19 protein-coding genes are annotated in these 21,460 nt (G+C 62.4%); 7 read left to right on the top strand and 12 right to left on the bottom strand.

From position 1 onward, the window contains the following. Positions 1–87: 87 nt before the first annotated feature. Positions 88–378, top strand: coding sequence for a YiaA/YiaB family inner membrane protein (locus H351_RS26785; RefSeq protein WP_003945505.1), 291 nt, complete (start codon positions 88–90; stop codon positions 376–378). On the opposite strand, the gene H351_RS26780 is transcribed toward H351_RS26785, so the two are convergent. After that, a complete protein-coding gene (locus tag H351_RS26780; RefSeq protein WP_144440121.1) occupies positions 362–1,468 on the bottom strand; it encodes a sensor histidine kinase in 1,107 nt (368 codons plus the stop codon). The two genes, H351_RS26785 and H351_RS26780, sit on opposite strands and share 17 nt — an antisense overlap. Next, complete coding sequence (locus H351_RS26775; protein ID WP_020906382.1) at positions 1,465–2,178, bottom strand: response regulator transcription factor; 714 nt, start codon at positions 2,176–2,178, stop codon at positions 1,465–1,467. Before H351_RS26775 ends, H351_RS26780 begins: the two co-directional genes overlap by 4 nt. A 215-nt stretch (positions 2,179–2,393) precedes the next feature. On the opposite strand from H351_RS26775, the gene H351_RS26770 reads away from it, so the two are divergent. Both H351_RS26770 and H351_RS26765 read left to right on the top strand, forming a co-directional pair. Beyond that, positions 2,394–3,044 (top strand): DUF305 domain-containing protein, encoded by a 651-nt coding sequence (locus H351_RS26770; protein WP_029254561.1) that lies wholly within the window; start codon positions 2,394–2,396, stop codon positions 3,042–3,044. Positions 3,045–3,156: 112 nt separating this feature from the next. Continuing rightward, the gene (locus H351_RS26765) at positions 3,157–5,235 is read left to right on the top strand and encodes a heavy metal translocating P-type ATPase (protein WP_037119215.1); all 2,079 of its coding nucleotides are present in this window, start codon (positions 3,157–3,159) and stop codon (positions 5,233–5,235) included. A gap of 18 nt (positions 5,236–5,253) precedes the next feature. On the opposite strand, the gene H351_RS26760 is transcribed toward H351_RS26765, so the two are convergent. The 4 genes from H351_RS26760 to H351_RS26745 all read right to left on the bottom strand — a co-directional run bounded on the left by H351_RS26760 (position 5,254) and on the right by H351_RS26745 (position 9,133). Then, a complete protein-coding gene (locus tag H351_RS26760) occupies positions 5,254–6,024 on the bottom strand; it encodes an alpha/beta fold hydrolase (protein WP_024487536.1) in 771 nt (256 codons plus the stop codon). Between the two features lie 143 nt (positions 6,025–6,167). Then, positions 6,168–6,707 carry a hypothetical protein gene (locus H351_RS26755; protein ID WP_029254564.1) on the bottom strand — a complete coding sequence of 180 codons (540 nt, stop codon included), beginning with the start codon at positions 6,705–6,707 and terminating at the stop codon, positions 6,168–6,170. Positions 6,708–6,758: 51 nt separating this feature from the next. Then, positions 6,759–8,360: an ABC-F family ATP-binding cassette domain-containing protein gene (locus H351_RS26750; protein WP_019747087.1), complete on the bottom strand. Its 1,602-nt coding sequence runs from the start codon at positions 8,358–8,360 to the stop codon at positions 6,759–6,761. Positions 8,361–8,578: 218 nt separating this feature from the next. After that, positions 8,579–9,133 carry a hypothetical protein gene (locus H351_RS26745; RefSeq protein WP_029254565.1) on the bottom strand — a complete coding sequence of 185 codons (555 nt, stop codon included), beginning with the start codon at positions 9,131–9,133 and terminating at the stop codon, positions 8,579–8,581. A 96-nt stretch (positions 9,134–9,229) separates the two neighbouring features. Between H351_RS26745 and H351_RS26740 the strand changes: the two genes are divergently transcribed. The 3 genes from H351_RS26740 (at position 9,230) to H351_RS26730 (ending at position 13,602) form a co-directional block, all read left to right on the top strand. Continuing rightward, on the top strand, positions 9,230–11,047 hold the full coding sequence (locus H351_RS26740; RefSeq protein ID WP_029254566.1) for a penicillin-binding transpeptidase domain-containing protein: 1,818 nt from the start codon (positions 9,230–9,232) through the stop codon (positions 11,045–11,047). Between the two features lie 107 nt (positions 11,048–11,154). Next, positions 11,155–12,834, top strand: a complete 1,680-nt coding sequence (locus H351_RS26735; protein WP_029254567.1) for an NTF2-like N-terminal transpeptidase domain-containing protein — start codon at positions 11,155–11,157, stop codon at positions 12,832–12,834. Between the two features lie 30 nt (positions 12,835–12,864). Next, positions 12,865–13,602 carry a sulfite exporter TauE/SafE family protein gene (locus tag H351_RS26730; RefSeq protein WP_003945554.1) on the top strand — a complete coding sequence of 246 codons (738 nt, stop codon included), beginning with the start codon at positions 12,865–12,867 and terminating at the stop codon, positions 13,600–13,602. Positions 13,603–13,608: 6 nt separating this feature from the next. Here the strand turns inward: H351_RS26730 and H351_RS26725 are convergent, their stop codons facing one another. The 4 genes from H351_RS26725 to H351_RS26710 all read right to left on the bottom strand — a co-directional run bounded on the left by H351_RS26725 (position 13,609) and on the right by H351_RS26710 (position 17,944). Beyond that, on the bottom strand, positions 13,609–15,081 hold the full coding sequence (locus H351_RS26725; protein WP_019747095.1) for a peptide MFS transporter: 1,473 nt from the start codon (positions 15,079–15,081) through the stop codon (positions 13,609–13,611). Positions 15,082–15,138: 57 nt separating this feature from the next. Then, a complete protein-coding gene (locus H351_RS26720; RefSeq protein ID WP_029254568.1) occupies positions 15,139–15,516 on the bottom strand; it encodes a DUF3054 domain-containing protein in 378 nt (125 codons plus the stop codon). A gap of 64 nt (positions 15,517–15,580) precedes the next feature. Then, entirely contained in the window at positions 15,581–16,129 is a 549-nt protein-coding gene (locus tag H351_RS26715) for a YceI family protein (protein ID WP_019747097.1), read from the bottom strand. 78 nt (positions 16,130–16,207) lie between these two features. Then, a complete protein-coding gene (locus H351_RS26710) occupies positions 16,208–17,944 on the bottom strand; it encodes a 2-isopropylmalate synthase (protein ID WP_029254569.1) in 1,737 nt (578 codons plus the stop codon). Positions 17,945–18,107: 163 nt separating this feature from the next. On the opposite strand from H351_RS26710, the gene H351_RS26705 reads away from it, so the two are divergent. After that, positions 18,108–18,788, top strand: a complete 681-nt coding sequence (locus H351_RS26705) for a FadR/GntR family transcriptional regulator (RefSeq protein ID WP_007734477.1) — start codon at positions 18,108–18,110, stop codon at positions 18,786–18,788. Here H351_RS26705 and H351_RS26700 read toward each other — a convergent pair. Together H351_RS26700 and H351_RS26695 are read right to left on the bottom strand one after the other, a co-directional pair. Further along, positions 18,785–19,891 carry a lysylphosphatidylglycerol synthase transmembrane domain-containing protein gene (locus H351_RS26700; protein WP_029254570.1) on the bottom strand — a complete coding sequence of 369 codons (1,107 nt, stop codon included), beginning with the start codon at positions 19,889–19,891 and terminating at the stop codon, positions 18,785–18,787. The two genes, H351_RS26705 and H351_RS26700, sit on opposite strands and share 4 nt — an antisense overlap. Before the next feature lie 9 nt (positions 19,892–19,900). Beyond that, positions 19,901–21,379, bottom strand: a complete 1,479-nt coding sequence (locus tag H351_RS26695) for an adenylate/guanylate cyclase domain-containing protein (RefSeq protein ID WP_021343017.1) — start codon at positions 21,377–21,379, stop codon at positions 19,901–19,903. Between the last annotated feature and the right edge of the window lie 81 nt (positions 21,380–21,460).

Here is a 21,460-nt window from a genome sequence, read left to right as displayed (position 1 = left end):
GCATCTGATTTTTGCCGGGGAAGTACCGTGCGCACTCGAGTAGGACTACGCATCCGAGTGCCGGGATGGGCGAGCAGACTTCGAAGCATGAGCACACCGACAACACCTTCGAAGACCACTGCAGCCTTCTATCTGCAGGCCGGAATAGCCTTTGCCGTCAGTTTTGTCGGCACCCTCCTCGGAATTGCGTATCTTCCGATCGATGCGTGGCAACGCGGATTTCTCGGAATGTCCTTGCTGTTCTTGGTCACCAGTACGTTCACGTTGGCCAAGGTGATTCGTGATCAGCAGGAGGCGTCTACCGTCAGGGTTCGAGTGGACGAGGCTCGACTCGAGAAGTTGATCGCCGAGCACGATCCGTTCAAGGCAGCTGCCTGAGTCCCATCGGCACAGTGAGGACGAGCGTGCTGCCGAGCGGCTGCTCGTTGCGGCGGGCCGTCAGGTTGCCGCCATGCGCCAGCGCGAGGCTCCTCGCAATGGTCAGTCCCAAACCGGAGCCGTCGGATCGATCACCGCGATGGAAACGGTCGAAGACGGATTCGAGTTGGTCTGCGGGAATTCCGTCACCGGTATCGGTGACGGACACTGTGAGGTGATCACCTTCCCGTGCGAGTGTCACCGTCACCGAACCTCCGGTTGGAGTGTGCCGCAACGCGTTTTCGAGCAGGTTGGCGAGGATCTGTTCGATTCGTTGGCGATCGACCTCGGCCGTGATCGGTTGCGGAGGTAGCGCGGTCGTCAATTCGACTCCACGATCGGCAAAACGTGGCCCCGCTGCTGCCGTTGCGCTGCAGACGACGTCGTCGAGATTCTCGGTCCGGCGATCGAGTTCGAGAGCGTGTTCGTCGGCAGCGGAGACGTCCGCCAGATCGCACGACAGCCGACGCAGACGTTCGAGTTGATCGCGCATCACCGACCATGATGAAGGATCTGTCGGCACAACTCCGTCCTCGATGCCGTCCACGTACGCAGCCAAAGTCGATACCGGAGTGCGCAATTCGTGGGCAAGGTCGGCAAGCAGTCGTTTGCGGACCCGATCCGAATGATCAAGGCGTGCAGCCATGTCGGCGAATGCCGTTTCGAGACGCGTGAAATCGGCATCTACGTCGGACCTGCCGATAGTCACGTCGAAGTTCCCGTCGGCGACGCTTTGCGCCGCCTCTGCCAGCATGGTGATCGGTGCCGTGACGCGTCGGACGATGTAGACCGCGGCGATGCCTGCGCCCACCAGCGCGACCGCGATCCCGCACAACAGAGCAATGGTCATGGTCTGAGCGAATGCTTCTTCGGTGTGGGTACGGACATTCGAGTCTTCGATGCCGGCCATCATGAGGTGGTTGTGAAAGAGCGGGGCAGCGACGGCGATGGCAACGGCGGCGATGACGAGGCAGGCGACGAACAGGACGGCGAGCTGCGCGAGCAGTAGTTTTCCGCGTAGCCCGAGTCTTTTCATGACGACCGTGTTCATGACGACCTCAGTGAGTATCCGACGCCCCTGACGGTTCTGATGAACCGCGGATCGGTCGCGTCGTCACCGAGTTTGCGGCGTAATCCACGGACATGGACGTCGACGATGTGCTGGTCCCCGAACCAGGACGACCCCCACACCGAGGCGATGATCTCGGCCCGACTCCAGGCTGCGTCGGGTCGGGATGCGAGCGCGGACAACAGGGTGAACTCGGTGGGGGTCAGATCGACCAGGTTGTCGTCGACACGGACCGTGCGGGCCAGGACGTCGATGTCGAGTCCGGGAGGCGTTGGCAGCACTTTCGGCAGCAAACTCGACGCGCGTGGCCGTCTGAGCAGAGCTTTCACTCGCGCAACCAACTCGCGGGGGCCGAAGGGCTTGACCACGTAGTCATCCGCGCCGGCCGCCAGACCCGTCACCTTGTCCGACTCTTCACCGCGGGCGGAGAGCATCAGGATGTACGCGTCCGAGAAGGTGCGGATTCGTCGGCAGACTTCCATGCCGTCGAAGCCCGGGAGCATCAGATCGAGCACGATCAGCGCGGGCTCGAATTCGCGCACCGAACGTACTGCGCTCGGCCCGTCGTGGGCGAGGCGAACGGTGAATCCTTCGCGTGTCAGATAGTTGGCGACAACCTTCGCGAGGGCAGTCTCGTCGTCGACGACAAGAACACGCCCCGGTTCCTCACCAGGTCGTAGTTCGGCGCTCATCAAACCGAGGTTAGTCGACTGTGTGTCTGCATTGCTGTCGTGTGGTGGTTTCCGCTCGACTGTGAAGATTCGATGAAGGAAGCCTGTTTGGGCCGGTTATCGGGCTTCGAGGCCAATTTTCGCCGGTAACGTGGCAACTGTGCATGTGCAGCATTGTTGTCAAATCAATTGTGGTGCAGCGCATATCGAACAGAATCAATTCTCGGGAGTGAAACATGTCTTTGACGGTCAGGAAGAGCGCCGCACGGTTCGTACCGGTTGTGGCAGCGGCAGCACTGTTGATTGCCGGATGCTCGGACAACTCCGGGGAGAGCGTCAACCATTCTTCCGAAACAACCAGCGTCGCAGCACAGTCGGAGATTCCTGCGGGTGTCAATGCTGCCGACATCGAGTTTCTCGAAGGGATGTACCCGCATCACGCGCAGGCATTGGACATGGCCGGAATGGTCGACGGTCGAACCGACAATGCCGAACTTCTCTCTCTTGCAGCGCAGATAGAGGCAGCGCAAGGCCCGGAAATGGCTCAGATGACGGAATTGCTGACGAAGTGGGGACGCCCCGATCCTTCGTCGAGTTCGATGGAGGGCATGGATGATTCGGCGCATGCGGGACACGGCGTCGGGATGGCCGAGATGCCGGGCATGATGTCGGCCGACGACATGACCGCCCTCACCGACGCCAGTGGCGCGGAGTTCGACAAGTTGTGGCTGACGATGATGATCGAGCACCACAAGGGTGCCATCACCATGTCCCAGACCGAACTCGACAACGGGCTCGATCCATCGGCGGAAAAGATGGCAGAAGCGATCATTGCCGGTCAGCAGGCGGAAATCACTCAGATGGAAGCGATGTTGAAGGAGAAATGAACGGTTGACCTCGGCCGCGTGACCTTGCTCGGTGGCCGAGTCGGGCATACGTTCGAGGCTGATGGTTTGACCGCTGCAGTGCCGGAATCACACGCGAGGGGATGACCGCCACATGGATCACAGTCAGATGGACCATAGCGAGACGGACCATAGCGCGATGGACCATAGCCAGATGGAGCACGGTGCACACGGTGGTCACGCGGATCATGTCGCACAGTTCCGGACGTTGTTCGCCGTCATGTTGGTAATCGCAGTTCCGGTTGTTGCGGCAGATGCGATGTTCGCTGATCTGGTCGGGTACACATTGCCGGAAAACGCTCTGGTGGAATGGATCTCACCGGTGCTCGGCACCGTGATGTACCTCTGGGGAGGCAAGCCGTTCCTCACCGGCGCTGTCGCCGAAATACGTTCTCGGCAACCCGGAATGATGCTTTTGATCGCACTTGCCATCACCGTTGCCTTCTTCGCTTCTTGGGCTGCAAGTCTGCACTGGGTGGATCACACTCTTGATTTCTGGTGGGAGCTCGCGCTTCTGATCGTGATCATGTTGTTGGGTCACTGGATCGAGATGCGTTCGCTCAGTCAGACATCGAGCGCCTTGGATTCGCTTGCCGCTTTGCTGCCCGACGAGGCCGAACGGGTGATGGGGGAGTCGGTGGAAACCGTGCCCACCGCAGCTCTGGCCACCGGCGACCTGGTGATAGTTCGTCCCGGCGCCCGCGTTCCCTCGGACGGAACGGTCGTCGAGGGAAGCGCCGACATGGACGAATCCATGATCACGGGCGAGTCGAAGACCGTCCGCCGGACTGTCGGAGATCAGGTGGTGGCCGGCACCGTAGCCACCGACTCGGCACTTCGGCTTCGAGTCACCGCTGTGGGAGAAGACACCGCGCTCGCCGGTATCCGGCGCCTGGTCGAACAGGCCCAGAACTCGTCGAGTCGTGCTCAGGTGTTGGCGGACAAGGCCGCCGCTCTGCTGTTCTGGTACGCACTGGGCGCGGCAGTGCTGACCGCGATCGCCTGGAGTATCTGGGGCACACCCGAGAGCGCAGTCACCCGGACGATCACCGTTCTGGTGATCGCCTGCCCGCACGCGCTCGGGTTGGCGATTCCGCTGGTCGTCTCCATCGCGACGGAACGAGCAGCTCGGGCTGGGATTCTGATCACCGACCGCATGGCCCTCGAGGCGATGCGCAACGTAGACACCGTTCTCTTCGACAAGACCGGCACTCTCACCAAGGGGGAGCCCGCAGTGGTCGGTGTGCGCGGCGTCGACGGGTACTCCGACGACGAAGTTCTCAGCGCAGCAGCTGCCGTCGAATTCGACAGCGAACATCCACTCGGGCGCGCCGTCGTCGCAGCAGCGCGGGAGTTGTCGCTCGAATTCACTTCGGGTTCCGACTTTCAGGCGCACAACGGAATCGGGGTTGCTGCGGACGTCGGCGGCGCACGCGTCGGTGTCGGCGGACCGGGGATGTTGAGATCGGTCGGGGCCACAGCGATCCCGGGGACCGAAGAGTGGCTCAGTGACGGGTCGACGGTCCTGCATGTAGTGCGTGACGAGAAGGTAATCGGCGCATTGGCATTGGCCGACGAGATTCGCCCGGAATCAGCATTGGCCGTCGACGCCCTCCACGCTCGCGGTGTTCGAGTGGCCATGGTCACCGGAGACGCGGAGGCCGTGGCTTATTCGGTCGCCCGCAGACTCGGAATTGACGAGGTCTTCGCCGAGGTGCTTCCTCAGGACAAGGGCGCGCAGGTATCTCGGCTTCAGGCTGCGGGCCACCGCGTGGCGATGGTCGGTGACGGGGTCAACGATGCGCCGGCACTCGCCCAGGCGGATGTGGGTATCGCGATCGGTGCCGGAACCGACGTGGCGATCGCATCGGCGGGAGTTGTTCTGGCCAGCGATGATCCGCGTTCGGTGAGCTCGGTCATCGAGCTGTCCCGCGCCACCTACCGCAAGATGGTTCAGAACCTCTGGTGGGCAGCGGGATACAACGCGATCTCGGTTCCCCTCGCTGCGGGAGTACTGGCGCCCGTCGGGTTTGTGCTGCCGATGGAGGTCGGAGCAATCCTGATGTCGGTATCCACTGTGGTCGTTGCCGCGAATGCCCAGTTGCTGCGACGCTTGGACTTGCGGCAACCACCGGTGACCGCGTTCGAGTCGAGAGTGCTCACACCGCAGTAGTGAGCGGATGAAGCTGGACTACTGTCGGCTCAGGAACGGAACGAGCGCACGCAGCACAGCTTCGGAGTCCGCGACTGCGCTCGCGTGATCAGCCCCCTCGATCACAGTCAAGGCACTGTCCGGGATCAGCGACGCGAGATGCTCGGTATCCGGCAGGCGCTCGCGATCTCTCGATCCGACGAACAACAACGCCGGTGTGGTGATCCGTTGAAGCACGGCGTCGTCGATGCCCTGCTCCTTCTCGGCCCGGCGCATGTAGGCCGCGAGTGCGAGGGCATCGTTGATTCGAAAGGCAGTCGCAGTCTGAGGATCCACCGGTTTGCCGCGCCTCGCGCCCCAACCGCTCAGAAACCCCTCGATACCGCCGCTTTCGAGTGCGTCGATGCAGCCTGGGAAGAACAATGCGTCGAACGCCCCCGTCATCGGCCGGCTACTACCGCCCCCGACGGTCAGCGATCGCACCCGTTCGGAGTGCTCGACAGTCAGCGACATCACCGAGCGCCCGCCGAACGAGTATCCGAGGACGTGCGCCGGTTCGAACGGAGACTCCGTGTCGAGGATCTCCAGGAGGTCGCCGACCACCAGATCCATTGCATACGAATCGGAGTCGTGTGGTTTGTCACTGCGTCCGTGACCCCGCATGTCGACGAGGATCAGACGATACTGTTCCTGGAGCGCCTTGACGTACCCGAAGCCACGCCAGATGGAGCGCGACAACGCTGTGCCGTGCACCATCAACAGGGGTGGGCCATCGCCCACGATCTGATAGGCGATCCGCGCACCGTCCACCGGATTTCTCACGTCGTGCAACACCCGTCCAGTATGGGTGCCAGCTACTGCGCACACGAACTCGAGTAGTCGTCCGGAGCCATTCCGACGGATGCCGTGAACTTTCACGACCAGTCGAGCAATCAACTCGGCCTCCCTCAGAGCTACCGGTCACTGCCCGGCCGGATAGTACCCACCGTTCCAAGCAGTGCATCGGTGAAGGGGTCTGCCGTGCTGACGCCTGCGGCTATGCCCCGAAGCAGAGCCTCGAAATCAGTGGCAACTACGGTGACCTCCTCGAACTCAGGCTCTCCCCCACGGACAACCTGACCGTCCGGTGCGAGCGCCAGGTACTCGTACCCATTGCGTACCGACAGCAGAACCGGGAGGTGAGTGGACCAGAAGGCGTTGATCGCCGCGCGCTCAGCCGGCCCGGAAGCGACCGCCAGGCTCTCGTGCCGGAACGCATTCCAAGGAAACGCCTCATCACTGACGCCAACTCCACCGGCATAGTTCTCCGCCGAGAGAAACCACACCTGGTCGTCGGAACTGGCAAGTACGGAGAACGAACTCGCCCACACGATGAGTTGATCACAAACGCCGACCAGCGGTTGCGGAACTGGGGCAGAGGCCGATCGAGTAGGTTCTTCGCGAACCCAACCTGCGATCGACAGCGCGGCGGTTGCGTCGAGGTGAAGGCACATCGCCCCACAGTAAGGCCAGACCGTCTCGCACCGATAGCGTCAACCGTCGGCCTACTCGGGATCGATGTCCTGAATACCATTCTCGTCCATGCTGATCCATCGCGTTATGCCGATGTCGCGCAGGAACGGCAGATCGTGACTCACCACCACCATGGCACCGCGGAAATCGGAAAGTGCCTGCGTGAGGTGAGCGAGACTCGGTAGGTCCAGGTTGTTTGTCGGCTCGTCGAGAAGAAGCAGCTGGGGCGCGGGTTCGGCCAGAAGGATCGTCGCTAACGCCGCGCGCAATCGTTCACCGCCGGAGAGCGCAGAAGCCAACACATCGGAATCCGTTCCCCGGAAAAGGAACCGTGCCAACTGCCCACGAATTTCCTCGGCTGTCGCGTGTGGCGCGGCCAAAGCGACGTTGTCCGCCACCGAGAGATTCTCGTCGAACACGTCGAGACGTTGGGGGAGCGCACGAGAGGCTACGAACGGAGTCGACGCAGCGAGTGCATCGAGCAATGTTGTCTTGCCGATTCCGTTGCGTCCCAGTAGCGCAATCCGCTCCGGCCCGGTGATCTGGAGCGATACCCCTTGGCCGCTCCGCAACGTAACCTCGGCGAGCCGCGCAACCTGCTGCCCCGGATGAACCTCTGTAGCAGGAAGGTCCAGGCGAATCTCGCGATCGTCTCGAAGGAGTTCCTCTGCCTCCGACAGGGCGGACTTGGCCTCGTCCACCTTCCCGATATGGTTGAGGGCCAGCTTTCCGGCCGAAACTTGGGCTTGGCGTTTTCGTTCCTGCGCGATAATCAGTGGCACCCGCTTGTTCTCGAACATCTTCTGCCCATAGCGCTTACGTCGGTCCAGTTTTGTTCGAGCGTCGATCAGCTCGCGGCTCTGCTTCGCCAGATCGGCCTTGGCGTCGCGAACAGTGGCGAGTGCGTTTTCCTGCTCAGCGGTCACGACCTCCTGGTAGTGCGAGTAGTTGCCGCCGAACACGCGTAGATCCCCCCGACGTAGTTCGACCGTGTACTCCGCGGTGTCGAGCAGTTCCCGGTCGTGGCTGACGATCAGTACGGTTCCCGGAAACTGTTGGACTGCAGCATGAACTCGTGATCGAGCGTCGCGGTCCAGGTTGTTGGTCGGCTCGTCGAGGAGCAGCACCTGCGGATTCTTCAGCAGCGTTGCGGTCAGGCCGAGTAGGACGGTCTCTCCGCCGGAGAGGGTGCCCACGGTTCGGCTCAGTGCCGCCGTATCCGGAACTACCTTCGCGAGGCCGAGTCGATGCAAGGTGGAGAGAGCGCTCTCCTCGATATCCCAGTTGTTGTCGACGAGTGCAAAGTCGGACTCGGATCCGTCACCGGTTTCGATGCGGTGCAATGCGTTTCGTAGTTCGTGGATACCGAGGATGCCGTCCACCCGAACACTCGGATCGAGTGTGATGTCTTGGCGGAGGTAGCCGACCTCGCCGGAAGCGGTTACTGATCCGGATTCCGGTGAGAGCTCTCCCGCGATCAATCGCAGCAGAGTCGACTTTCCCGATCCGTTAAGTCCCACGAGACCGACACGGCCACTGGGGAATACAAAATTAGTGCGGGAAAAGACTGATTCGCCGTCCGGCCAGATGAAGGTGAGATCCGAGAGCGACAGAGAAGGATGGGATTGGGTCATGAGTACTCCAGAGGGTGCTTGGACTGTGCGCCCGGCTCAGCAATTGCTGATGGGTGCGAGTGCCTTCGCGTGATGAACCTCTAGAGGAGCAACGGCCCGTTTCCTGTTCTGTCGGGAATGATTCGTGTTCCAGGTTAGAACACTCGAGTGGTCCCCTGCAATCGAATTAATTTGTGCTGTCGGTCTCGTCAGTGTTCGGTGCTGAGATTTTCTGGTCCTCAGATTTTCGGGCCTTCGGACCGAAGATCGTCGACCTTCGACATTGCTTCGCGGAGTTCCGTGAGCCATTGTTCGCTGTGCTTGCCCGCCAGACGGACTGTCCACATGAGAGCGTCCGCTCGCGAGCGAGCAACTCCCGCGTCCACCAAGGTGTCGAGAACCTTGCGTTCGGGCTGACGTAGTCGTGTCATCACCGGAACTGCGAGATGTGTGAACAGGACGGTCTTTTCGTCCAGGCGTACACCCCAGGCGACCTTTCGTCCGTAGCGAGCCTCGGCCTCGTCGGCGATGCGCATCCGGTCGGCGCGCGTGGTTTCGCGAAAGCGCGAGATCCTTCCGTCCGCGGCGGCCTCGCCACCGTCGACTGCCGGGAGTTCACCGATCACGACGATTTCTTCGCGGTCGACCTGGACGTCGGCGGTCCCGGTGAACCAGTCATCTGGAAGTCGACCGGCAAACCAATCGGACGCATCACTCGCGTCGGGAACCGATGCTTGTTGCCAACCTCCGGGACGGCCGAACCTGCGGTCGCCGGAGCTTTGTGAGTTCTTCATGGCGTTCTCCTCGGAAAGCTGGTGGAGCATGACGTGCGTTTATTGCACTGATTACATGATTACACCGATAGTCGAACCGGCGCCACAAATTCGGGCATGATCGGAGTCGTGCGCCTTTCACACGCTCGTCAGAGCTTCCGAACTTTCCGTCGTCCCGTGGCTGCCGTGGCTCTGGGGGTATTGGCCGCAGGATCGGTAGTTGCCTGCAGTTCTGGCCCTGACCAGCCGAAATCAGTGGCGGAGGAGTTCGCCTCCGCGCTCACATCGGATGACGTGCAAGCGGCGGCAGCCCTGACCACTGATCCGGCGGCGGCCTCGACTGCGATTTCGGCTCTGATCGACGGGCTGGGCAAGGACGAGGGAACATTCACCGTCTCCGACGCCACCGAGTCCGGTGATTCTGCGGGGACGTTCACACTCGATGCGGCGTGGAAGTTCGGTGAAGGTCAGGACTGGAACTACTCGACGCAGGGAAACGCGTCGAAAAGCGGGGACAACTGGCTGATCCAGTGGGATCCGGCGCTGCTGGCTCCGGACCTGACCGCCTCGACCACGCTGCGCTACACGCCCACGACCGGTGCGCCGCCGTCCGTGCTGGACGCGGCGGGTCAGCCGATCATGGAGCAGCAGGTGGTGACGCTGGTCAATCTGGATTCCGCTGCGGTTCCTCCGGTGGACACGGCAGCCGTGGCCGCCCTGCTCTCGCCCGTCGCACCGACGATCACGGCGGCATCGCTCAGCGGCGACCTTGCGTCGGCGAGCGGGAAGCCGGTCACCGCAATCACTTTGCGTGCCGAGGATCTTGCACCGATCGAGGAGCGGTTGGCGGCGATTCCCGGAGTGAGCTTGGCGCCGCAAGCGCGGTTGCTCTCGGTGGACAAAACTTTGGCGTCGCCGACGTTCAGTGGGCTGTCCGATCTGTGGCAGGAGGGGCAGGACAAATCCGCAGGCTGGGCGGTGCAGCAGGTGAAGCAGAACGGAACCGTCACCACCGTCGCCGGCCAAGACGGGCCGGTTGCTCCGAACATCGCGACCACCATCGACCGACCACTGCAACTCGCGGCCGAGAACGCGCTCGCCGGGGTGACGCAACAGGCGGCGATCGTAGCGCTACAGCCGTCGACCGGAGCGGTGTTGGCGGTGGCCCAGAATGCCCCCGCCGACGCACAGGGCCCCATTGCGTTGACCGGCCTGTACCCGCCGGGGTCCACGTTCAAGACCGTGACGACCTCCGCGGCGCTGCAAGCCGGCGTCGCTACACCGGACACCGTTCTGGCGTGCCCGGGTACCGAGAACATCGAGGGCCGTCAGATCCCCAACGACGACGAGTTCGACCTCGGATCGGTTCCGCTGCACACCGCGTTCGCGAAGTCGTGCAACACCACCATGGCCAGGATGGCCGTCGGTCTGCCTGCCGATGCTCTACACAACGCGGCTCTGCAGTTCGGGCTTGGCGTCGACTACGTCACTCCGGGCCTCACGACGGTGACGGGCAACGTCCCCGATGCGAACACACCCGCCGAACGCGTCGAGTCCGCGATCGGACAGGGCACGGTAACCGCCACGCCTTTCGGGATGGCTCTCGTGGCGGCCTCGATCGCCAACGGGACGACACCCGCGCCGATGTTGGTCAAGGGACAGCCCGGCGTGGCAGATCAGACCGTGGCACCGGCTCCCACCGAGGTGACCGAACAGTTGCGGGTGATGATGCGCGAGACCGTCACGAGCGGTACGGCAACGTCGTTGCAGGACATTCCGGGGCTTCTGGGCAAGACCGGTACGGCCGAAACCGAAGGTGGTCCAGCACACGGGTGGTTTGTCGGAATCAAGGGAGATCTCGCATTTGCGGTGTTCATTGCCGGCGCGGACAGCTCTTCGCCTGCGGTGCAGGTAGCGGGCACTTTTCTGCGCTGAAACCTGTTTTCCGTTGCAGTTGGATCACGCCGTCGTAGCTCAACCGTGACACGTTCGTAGGCATCCCGTGCTTGTTACTCGTGTGACAGAAGTAAAGAGTTACATGCATGGGGCCCGGAGGACAGCACAACCGTCGTGGAAAATATGTCGTTGCTTCGATAACTGCTGTCGTTCTGACAGTGGCGCTCGCGTCATGTGTCATCGGTGGGGAGAAGAAAACCGACGCCGCTTCGGTGGTGGAAGACTTCGTCACCGCCCTCAACAACCACGACGCCGAAGCTGCTGCGGCGCTCACGTCGTACCCCAACGCAGCCCGGCCCTCGATCCAGCAGATGTTCGACGGACTGGCCGCCAAGTCCACCGACTTCGACGTCGCTCAGGTCATGGATCTGGGTAGCGACTCCGGACTCTTCACACTCGACGCGTCCTGGAACTTCGGCGAAGGCAAGGACTGGAGCTACCAGTCGCAGGGCGAGGTTCGCGATCTTTCCGTCGGTTGGCGGGTGTCCTGGGACCCGTCAGTCCTGGTTCCCGACCTCGGAAACGGGCGCACCGTCTCGTACACCCGCACCGACGCAGCGCCCCCGAAGGTGGTCGACAGCACGGGCACCCTGCTCATGAACGAGCAGACCATCAACGCGATCACTCTCGACCCGACGACCATGCCGGACCCCGTCGACACCACTCGTCGCCTCGCCGCAGTTCTCGAACCCGTCGCACCGTTGGTGACCTCGGAGTCGATGCTGGCCGACCTCGCGGCCAACCCGGGCAAGCCCGTCACCGCCGTACTGCTCCGCGATCCCGACTACGCGTACCTGGAAAGCGATTTTGCAATCCCCGGCGTCGTCGTGGTCAAGACACCCAAGCTGATCGCCTCCGATCGTCGTATCAACTCGCCGCTCCTGGACCCGCTTCGGACCGTGTGGCAGGCCAATCGCGACGCCACCGCCGGTTGGGCGGTCAACCTGGTGGAGTCCAACGGATTCCCGATCAAGCAAGCCGGCTTCCAAGGACCTCCCGGCCCCGACGTCGCCGCAACCCTCGACTCGCACGCTCAACTCGCTGCGATCGAAGCCGTCGTCAGTGCAGGTACTCCCGCCGCCATCGTCGCGATCCGCCCGTCGGACGGCGCCATTCTGGCTGCAGCACAGAACAATCAGGCCATCGAGCAGGGCCCGATCGCATTCACCGGGTTGCGCCCGGCCGGCGGCGCCCTCGATCTGGTCCGCCTCGCATCGTCGATGCAGAACGGCGTCGACCCCGGATCTGTGTCACCCGAACAGTTGGCCGACACCGGGCAGCAACTCGGACTCGGCAACGGCTTCCACATTCAGGGACTCGATCAGCAGACGGCAGTACTTGCCGCGAACCGCCCCGGCGTGGACCAGGCGATGAACAACGTCATGGCCAACAAGACGTCCAACGACGCGGACGCGCCGACAGTGACTCCGTTCGGAATGGCGATGCTCGCGGCATCGATCGCCCGCGGCAGTGCCCCGCTGCCGATGATGGTCTTCGGACAACCGGCTACCGCCGACGTCACGCCGACGGCATTGCCCGGCGACGTCAACAATCGTCTGCGCGACGCCATGCGAGGGGCCGGCGGACTGGCTGGGTACCCGGACATGATGGCGGCCGGTGCAGCGAGCGGTGACGATCGCTGGTTCTACGGATCGCGCGGAGACTTCGCGTTTGCAGTGTTCGTCGCAGACGCCGACGGCGGCGATCGAGCAATGCAGATGACGGACAAGCTCTTCCAGGAACTCAGCAAGCCTGCCGACAAGTAGTACCAGGCACCGCGGGTAGATTCCTGGTTCGTGAACCTGCTCGATTTCCTTTTCCTCGTCGTAGCGGGATTCTTCAGCGGTCTAGTCGGTTTTGTCACCGGTCTCGCATCGATCGTTTCGTATCCGGCGCTGCTGAGCGTCGGGCTTTCGCCGGTCAGCGCGAACATGACCAATACCGTCGCGTTGGTGGCCGTCGGCGTCGGCGCATTGGCGAACTCGTCCCGTGAAGTTGCCGACACCGGTCCGAAACTTGTTCGCTGGTCTCTCTATTCGGCTGCCGGTGGCATCATCGGTGCCCTGATTCTGTGGCTGGCACCGGAAGGTTCGTTCGAATCCGTCGTGCCGGCGATGGTTGTGTTCGCCTCGCTCGCGCTGCTACTGCAACCGAAGATTCGTGAGTTGTCCGGCGGCGGTGACCGTCCCGGAATCTACTCGGCCGCACTGTTTGCCGTCGCGGTCTACGGCGGCTATTTCGGTGCTGGTGCCGGCGTCATCTTCCTGGCCGCGACGCTCATCCTCACTTCCGAAACGGTGTGGCGTGCAACGATCCTGAAGAGCTTCTTTCTCGGCATTGCCAATCTTGTGGCTGCACTTATCTTCGCCTTCTCCGGACAGGTGCATTGGGTGGCCGCGTTGGCGATGGCGCTCGGAGCGTTGGCCGGAGGTTGGTGTGGCCCGCCCGTAGTCAAGAAAATCCCGCCATCGGTACTGCGTGTGGCAGTAGCGATAGCGGGATTCGTGCTGGCTCTGTGGTTGTGGGTGAAGTGAGACCGCCTACTTCACGCCCTGCATCAGCTTCTTGATCCAGGGTGAGGCAAGAGCAAGAAGTACTCCGATTCCGATTGACGAGAAACCGATGATCAGGAAGAACGGACGACTGTCGTCGATGTCGAAGTAACCGGCCAAGGTTCCCGCCATCGAAGAACCCAATGCAACGGACAAGAAGAACAACGCCACCATCTGGGTGTGGAAATGCTCGGGCGCGAGTTTGGTTGCAAGGGAAAGGCCGACGGGGGACAGGAAGAGTTCCGCGAAGGTGAAGAGCAGAAGCACTCCGGCAAGGCCGAGGAGCGGTGCACTGTTCGGTCCGCCACCGGTGATCGGGATGAATGCCAGGAACGCCAGACCCATCGTGCCGGTACCGAGCGCGAACTTGATCGGCGACGACGGCTGACGGTCACCGAGTTTTGTCCACATCGCTGCAAACACACCGGCAAAGATGATGATGAACACCGGATTGATCGACTGCACCCACGTCGGCGGGAAGTCCCAACCGAAGAGATTGCGGTCCAGGAGTTTGTCGGAGATCACCGGCACGGTGGTGAACTGCTGCTGAAACAGCGACCAGAAGGCCGCGCTCGCAATGAACATCGGGATGAATGCAAAGACTCGACTGCGTTCGACCTTGGTTACCTTCTTGCTGGTGAGCATGAGGAGGAAGTAACCGACCGAAGCGACGATCGTGAGTCCGACAACGACGTCGGACATGTTGTCCGCGGTGATCAAACCGGTGATCGAGGCAACTGCGACTACGACGATCGCGGCAATGCCGATCCCGATGTAGAGCGCGCGCTTGTCCGCGGGCAACGGGTTGCCGGGCTCGGCTCCGATTCCATGAAGATGCTTCCGACCCAGCGTGTACTGGATCAGGCCGAGAGCCATGCCGACGGCGGCGAGAGCAAAACCGGCGTGGAATCCCCAGGCGTCCTGGACGGCTCCGGTGAGCAGTGGACCGACAAGACCGCCGATGTTGATGCCCATGTAGAAGATGGAGAATCCGGCGTCGCGGCGATTGTCCTGTTCGGAATATAGGTCTCCGACCAGAGAGGTCGCATTGGCCTTCAAGCCGCCGCTGCCGAAGGCGACCATGACCAGGCCGACACCCACACCCCACATGCCAGGAAGAACCGACAAGGCGATGTGGCCGGCCATCACCAGCGAAGCGCTGTAGAAGAGCGTGCGCTCGGAGCCGAGAAGTCGGTCGGCCACCCACGCGCCGAGAATCGTCGACAGATAGACGGTGCCGCCGTATGCGCCGACGATGCTGGTCGCTGCCGCCTGACTGATGCCGAGGCCGCCGTCGCTGACGCTGTAGTACAGGTAGTAGATGAGGATGCCTTGCATCCCGTAGAAGGAGAATCTCTCCCACATCTCGACGCCGAACAGGTTCGCCAGCGCAAAGGGTTGGCCGAAGAACCCCCGGTCTTCTTTCTCGCTACGTTCGACGGGCTCCGTAGTGTTGCTCATTCGAAAAGTGTCCTACGTGCTCGGGCATTTCGGGTGGTTCCGAGCCGTGGAGTTTGGTTACGACTTGGTGCGGATCCTCGCTACCAGCGGAGCGAGTGCGCGCCAACCGAGAAGGAACGCGCCGAGGACCAGCGTCGCGACGACGATGAAGCTGAATTGGGTGCCCTGGCCACTCAACACTCGCAGGATCATGCCGATGACGACGGCGCCGAGCCAAACGACAATGCCGGTGGGAAGAAGGAGAACGGCGTTGAACTTGTCGCGGTACAGCGCGAACGTGGCAGCCCATCCGATCACCAGGCCGATCAGGAAGGGCCACGATGTCTTCGCGAGACCGGCGAGCGCATTGGCTTCTTCGTGGGTACGGCGCCCTATCGCGCAGAAGATTATGACAAGAATGGCGTCGATCAGCAGGAATGGTGCGTACTTCTTCACGCTCACACCATACGACTGTGCGCCTTTATTAACCGCGGGCGGTTAATAAAGGCGCACAGTGCTGTTAGGCCTGGAGGCCGGCTTCGATCTCGAGGGTGATCGTGATCTTGTCGCCGACAACTGCTCCGCCGCCTTCGAGGGGCATCTCGATGGAGATGTCGAAGTCCTTGCGGTTGATGACGGTGGTGGCTTCGAATCCGGCGACGGGGCCCTGGCCCATGCCCGGGTTGACGCCGTTGAACTCGAGGTTCAGCTCGACCTCGCGGGTGACGCCGTGGAGCGTGAAGTCGCCGGCGAGGACGAAGTCGCTGCCCTTGGAGCGCACTGCGGTGGACTTGAAGGTGGCCTTCGGGAACTTCTCGACGTCGAAGAAGTCAGCGGACTTGATGTGGCCGTCGCGCTGCTCGTTCTTGGTGTTGATGGAGTCCACGGAGATCTCGGCCTCGACGGCGGGGGTTCCGTCTTCGGCAACGGTGATCGTTCCCGAGAACTCGTCGAACGTTCCACGAACCTTGGAAACCATGAGGTGGCGAACCGAGAATCCGACAGTGGAGTGGACGGTGTCGATGACCCAGGTTCCGGCGGTCAATGTGGGCAAGGTTGCGGTGGTCATGGAAGCTCCTGAATAAGTAGTTGAATGTTCAAGTTCTTGTAGCTTCAACTATGGACCCCTGGAAATCCTTCCGCAAGATCATGTGAGCTGCATCACAGTTTGTGTACTGGCGGCATAGACCGCGTGAAGCGCCGACGCTGTCACTGACTGATGCACCGCAATGCCCCAGCGCCCTTCGCCGTTCACCACGCATTCTGCGATGGTGACTGCCGAATTCGCACTACCGGAAGACTCCGGGTTGCGGGGCAGTGAATGCTGGGTGAGCGAGACGACCTCGACGTCCGAGCCCTGTTCCGTCAGGATCTTGCTCAATGCCTCGACCGGCCCGGACGCACTCGCGGCGGCGGTGACCTCGCGTCCGTCGCGATCAATGGCGATGAACAACTGATCACCGTCGGCGGTGTGTTCCAGTGAGTACCGACGCACTCCTCCGTTGTACCCGTACTCGCGCAGCAGCAGTTTCCACAGCTGGTCGGCGGTCATTTCGGTGCCCGAGTCGTCGGTCTCGAGCTGCACCCGCGAGGCGAAGTCGATTTGCAGGCGCCGCGGGAGTTCGACCCCGTACTCGGTCTGCAACAGATAAGCGATTCCGCCTTTGCCCGACTGGCTGTTCACACGAATCACCGCCTGGTAATCGCGGCCGACGTCGGCGGGGTCGATCGGCAGATAGGGGACTGCCCACGGCGCCGATCCCGGATCGACGCCGGCAGCCTCCGCACTCTCGTAGTGATGGGCGAAGCCCTTCTTGATCGCATCCTGGTGGGTTCCGGAAAATGCCGTGTACACGAGATCGCCGCCGTACGGGTGGCGCTCGTGGACGGGAATTCTGTTGCAGTACTCCACCGTTCGACGGATCTTGTCGATGTCGGAGAAGTCGATTTCCGGATCGACGCCCTGTGCATGCAGATTCAGCCCCAGCGTGACCAGGTCGACGTTGCCCGTGCGCTCGCCGTTGCCGAACAGGCATCCCTCGACGCGCTGCGCGCCGGCCAGTACTGCCAGTTCGGCACATGCAACCCCGGTGCCGCGGTCGTTGTGCGGGTGGACCGAGAGAATCACCGAATCGCGTCGGGCCAGGTTCTGGTGCATGTATTCGATCTGGTCGGCATAGATGTTGGGGGTGGCGATTTCGACTGTGGCAGGCAGGTTGTGGATGACCGGGCGGTCGGGACTGGCGTCCCAGAGTTCGGTGAGGCTGTTGCAGACCTGCAGGATGTAATCGGGTTCGGTGAGGTTGAAGACCTCGGGGGAGAACTCGAATCGCCACCCGTCGTGGCCTTCGCCGCCACGGGCCACGTCCTGTGCCGCGCGGAAAATCATGTCGTGCAACTCTTCTCGCTCTTTGCCGAGAACCACGTTTCGCCACGTCGGCGCAGTCGCGGTGTACATGTGGACGACCGCGTTTGGCAGTCCCTCGATCGACTGGTACGTCCGATCGATCAAATCCGTACGCGCGGCGGTGAATACGACGATGGTGACGTCGTCGGGAACGAGATCGAACCGCACCAGGTCGCGAACGAAATCGAAATCGGTCTGGCTCGCAGAGGGATAGCCGACCTCGATTTCCTTGTAGCCGATCGCCACCATCAGTTCGAACATTCGGCGCTTGCGTTCGGGGTCCATCGGTTCTGCGAGGGCTTGATTACCGTCACGCAGATCGACGGGCACCCACAGGGGCGCCGCGGTGGTGCGATTGGACGGCCACGTTCGGTCGAAGGTCGGAATGTCGACGCGATCCCACGCGGCGCGATAGCGCTCGGACGGCATGGGTGACGGCTTCTGGTTGTTCCAGCGGTTGGCGCGGGTAGTACTCATCTTCGGTTTCTCCTGCGGTCGAGTCGAGAGACCAGCATGGCGAAACCCCGCGGAGGGGTGCCGGTCTGTCAGGCCCCGCCGCGGCAGTCGAGAAGGAGTGCTCCTGTAGCCATGCGGGCTACACTAGAACGAAATCACTTATCAGACAACCTGAGGAGTTAACGTGTCACCGATCGTCGAGCGTCGGCTGCTCACCGACCAGGCTGCGGAGTTGCTGCGAGCGCGGATCGTGAGCGGTGAATGGGAAGTCGGCGCCAAACTTCCAGGTGAAACCACTTTGGCTGCGCAGTTGGGTATCGGTCGGTCCACCATCAGGGAAGCGGTGCGGACCCTCGCGGGCCTCGGCATGCTCGAATCGAGACAGGGTGCCGGCGTCTTCCTACGGAGTACGACGCCTCCGGATCAGTGGCCGCGCGTGCTCGAAGCCGAGGCGATTCTTCATGTCGTCGAGGTGCGAAATGCGGTCGAGATCGAAGCGGCTCGGCTGGCGGCACAGCGCCGCGATGCCGTTGACGTCGCGGCTCTGCGGCAGGCGTTGGACGGTAGAACTGCCGCCGCGCACTCTGGGGACGCAGCGTTTGTCGACGCCGACATTGCGGTCCACCGGGCAGTGGTGGATGCGGCACACAATCCCGTGCTGTCGGAACTCTTCGAGACTTTTGTGCCGCGTCTGCGGGCCGCGTTGATCGAGTTGATCGCGGTTCTGGACCTGCATCCACACAGTCAGCCGGATGCGGACGAGCATCGAATGTTGGTGGACGCCATCGAAGCCGGCGACGCGGAGGCAGCGGTACGGATCAGCCGGGCACACCTCGACGACATGGCGGCAGCGTTGCGACGTTAAACGCCCGGCTGTTCGCGGCGTTCGAACTCGAGATCCATCTCGAGGTCTTCGTGGTGGGTTGCACGGAATGACACGAGGAAGATGAGCCATCCCACCAGAGCGACAAGTACGAAACTGATTATCCGATAAACGAATACCGCTGCTGCGGCTTGCGCCCAGGTAGAGCCCGCCATGGTCAGTGCTGTGATGAGCACGGGCTCGACATAGCCGAGACCGCCCGGCATGAGGGGAATACTGCCCACCGCTTTCGCCGCTGTGAACGCGATCAGCAGGCCGGCGAAGGACGGATCGGCTCCTACTGCCCAACAAGCGAAACCGAGACAGAGGACGTCGGCAACTCGGTGAACTGCCGACCATCCGAAGGCAACCGCAGTGTCGGTCCGACTGAGTTCAACCGAGTCCAGTTGCTTGAGGATTTCGGACCAACGGTGCATACCGCGCCCGGTCGGGTTTTTGCGGGAACGGTTGTACAGCGCCAGAACTCGGTGCCCGATGCGTTCGATGCTGCCGGGATTCTGGGCTACGTATCGCAACGCCAGAAACAGTGCTGCCATGCCGACGAGCGAAATCGTCAGCGTCACCGGGCTGACCTTGGTGCCGAACGCCACTGCGCCAGTGGCACCGAGTAGTGCCAGAGTCGCGGCGGCGATGACACCGCACATTGCCAACTGCCAGGACGCGACAACCGGCGTCGCCCCCCACTTTCGAGTCTGCTTGTACGTGAACGCTGTCGAGAAGACCTGGCCGGCAGGCAACGTTAACGCCATCGCCGTGCTGGCGTAGATGACCGAGAGGTTCTTGAGGTGACCGGCGACAACACCTGCCGCGTTGAGAAGGCGCTGCTGAACGGACGCGTAACCACTGAGGGACACCGCCTGGGCGGCTACACAGGCAGCCACCCAACCCCAATGGATTTCGGTGAGAGCTTGCCAGTACTCGTTGAGACGAGGCCACAGGATGATTCCCTCGACGATCAGAAGGGCGATCAGAGCCACCCCGAGCAGCCACTTCAACCACCAGAAGCGCCCTCTGGCCCGACTGGTCTCGGCCACGGGCGAGCGTGGTCGTCTCAGTCGCCGTGGGGTATTTCCAGGCTGAGCCATCGACTCACCCTAACCAATTTGATCCGGATCGACCTCTGGATACTTTTCGGGCCACGCCAGATGCGTCAGTCGTCGGCGCCCACGCAGTTGGACTTGCTCGCCGAGTTCCCACTCGGCCTGTTCCTCTTCGTCGGCGAAATACAGCGCGCTCGTCGACGCCAGCACTCGGCTGGGCCGAAGTTTCGCGAGCTCGGTGAGCCGTGATGCTTCGTTGACCGGATCGCCGATCACGGTGTACTCGAAACGTTCGGCAGCACCGATGTTGCCGGCGACCGCGAGTCCCGCGCTCACGCCGATACCGACGTCCAAGCCGGTGATGTCGTTGAGCTTGAACCGCAGCTCGCGAGCCGCCGCGAGGGCTGCCGTCGGAGCGTCGGGTCGATCGAGTGGTGCACCGAAGATGGCGAGCGCCGCATCACCCATGAACTTGTTGACAAAACCGTGGTGGCGATCGATGACGTCGACGACCACACGGAAGAACTCGTTGAGCAGTTCGACCACTTCGCCCGGCGGGCGCTCGGCCGCGGCACCGGTTGATCCGACCATGTCGACGAACAGAACTGCCACGAATCGAGTTTCGCCGCCCAGTTCGGTACCGAACTTCAGCGCGCGGCGGGCCACGTCCTCGCCGACGTGCTGGCCGAAGAGCTCACGCAGCAGGCGACGCTCGTCGGACTCTTTCATCATGCGGTTGAAGCCGACTTGGAGCCGGCCGATCTCACTGCCGTCGAACACCTCGACGCGTACGTCGGTGGCGCCGCGCTGCACTCGCTCGATGGCGCGTCGCAGTTGTCGGATCGGATCGGAGATCTGAGTAGCCGTCAGCATCGACAGTGCAAAGGCCTGCACGATCGCCATGATCGAGATGAGCAGGATCGCCCACGCGAGTGAGTCGGGGGAGAACTCGAGATTCGTCGTGAGCTGCGTCGAGCACAGCAAGATGATGCCTGCGACGGGCATCAGCGTGCCGAGTCCCCAGGTCATCGCCAGCCGGGTTCCGACGCCCGGCGCCATGGTCCGATCGAATTCGCCCTCGCTCAACGCCTGGGCGGCGACCGGACGCAAGATGCGCTCGCCGAGCATGTAGGTGAACCCGAAGGTCGTGGTCGCGGCCATGCAGACCGTCACGATCACGGCGATCGCGAGTCCGGGCATCTCGGTGATGGTCAGGAACACGAAGATGATGCCGCCCAGAATCCACAGCACCAGGTGAACGATGGCCTGGCGAAGCGGCGCGTGAAGTGCCGCCATCTGCTCGGACCTCGTCGGTGGACCACCGCGCAGCCGCCAACGAATGACCGACTTCAACATCATGGCCGCCGCGGTGAGGCTGACGGCACCCGCGAATGCCAGGTAAACGCCGAAGATCGCGAAGTTGCGGACACGGTCGGCAACTATCGCGTCGGACTCCTGGATCGGCACGCCGTACCGCACGAAAGCGAAGACCAGTACCGCGCCGATCAGATTGGCCGCGAGCATGGAGAGCATATAGAGGGGCCACCGGCTGCGGATGGTCACCGCTATTGCTCTGTATGAGGCCCGCACAGGGTTCAATTTAGCTGGCAGAGC

Origin of the sequence: Rhodococcus erythropolis R138, assembly GCF_000696675.2 — a bacterium.
GTDB classification, from domain to species: Bacteria; Actinomycetota; Actinomycetes; order Mycobacteriales; family Mycobacteriaceae; genus Rhodococcus_F; species Rhodococcus_F erythropolis.
Note: the sequence above shows the minus strand (reverse complement) of the source record. Positions and strands in the feature narration are given on the sequence as shown.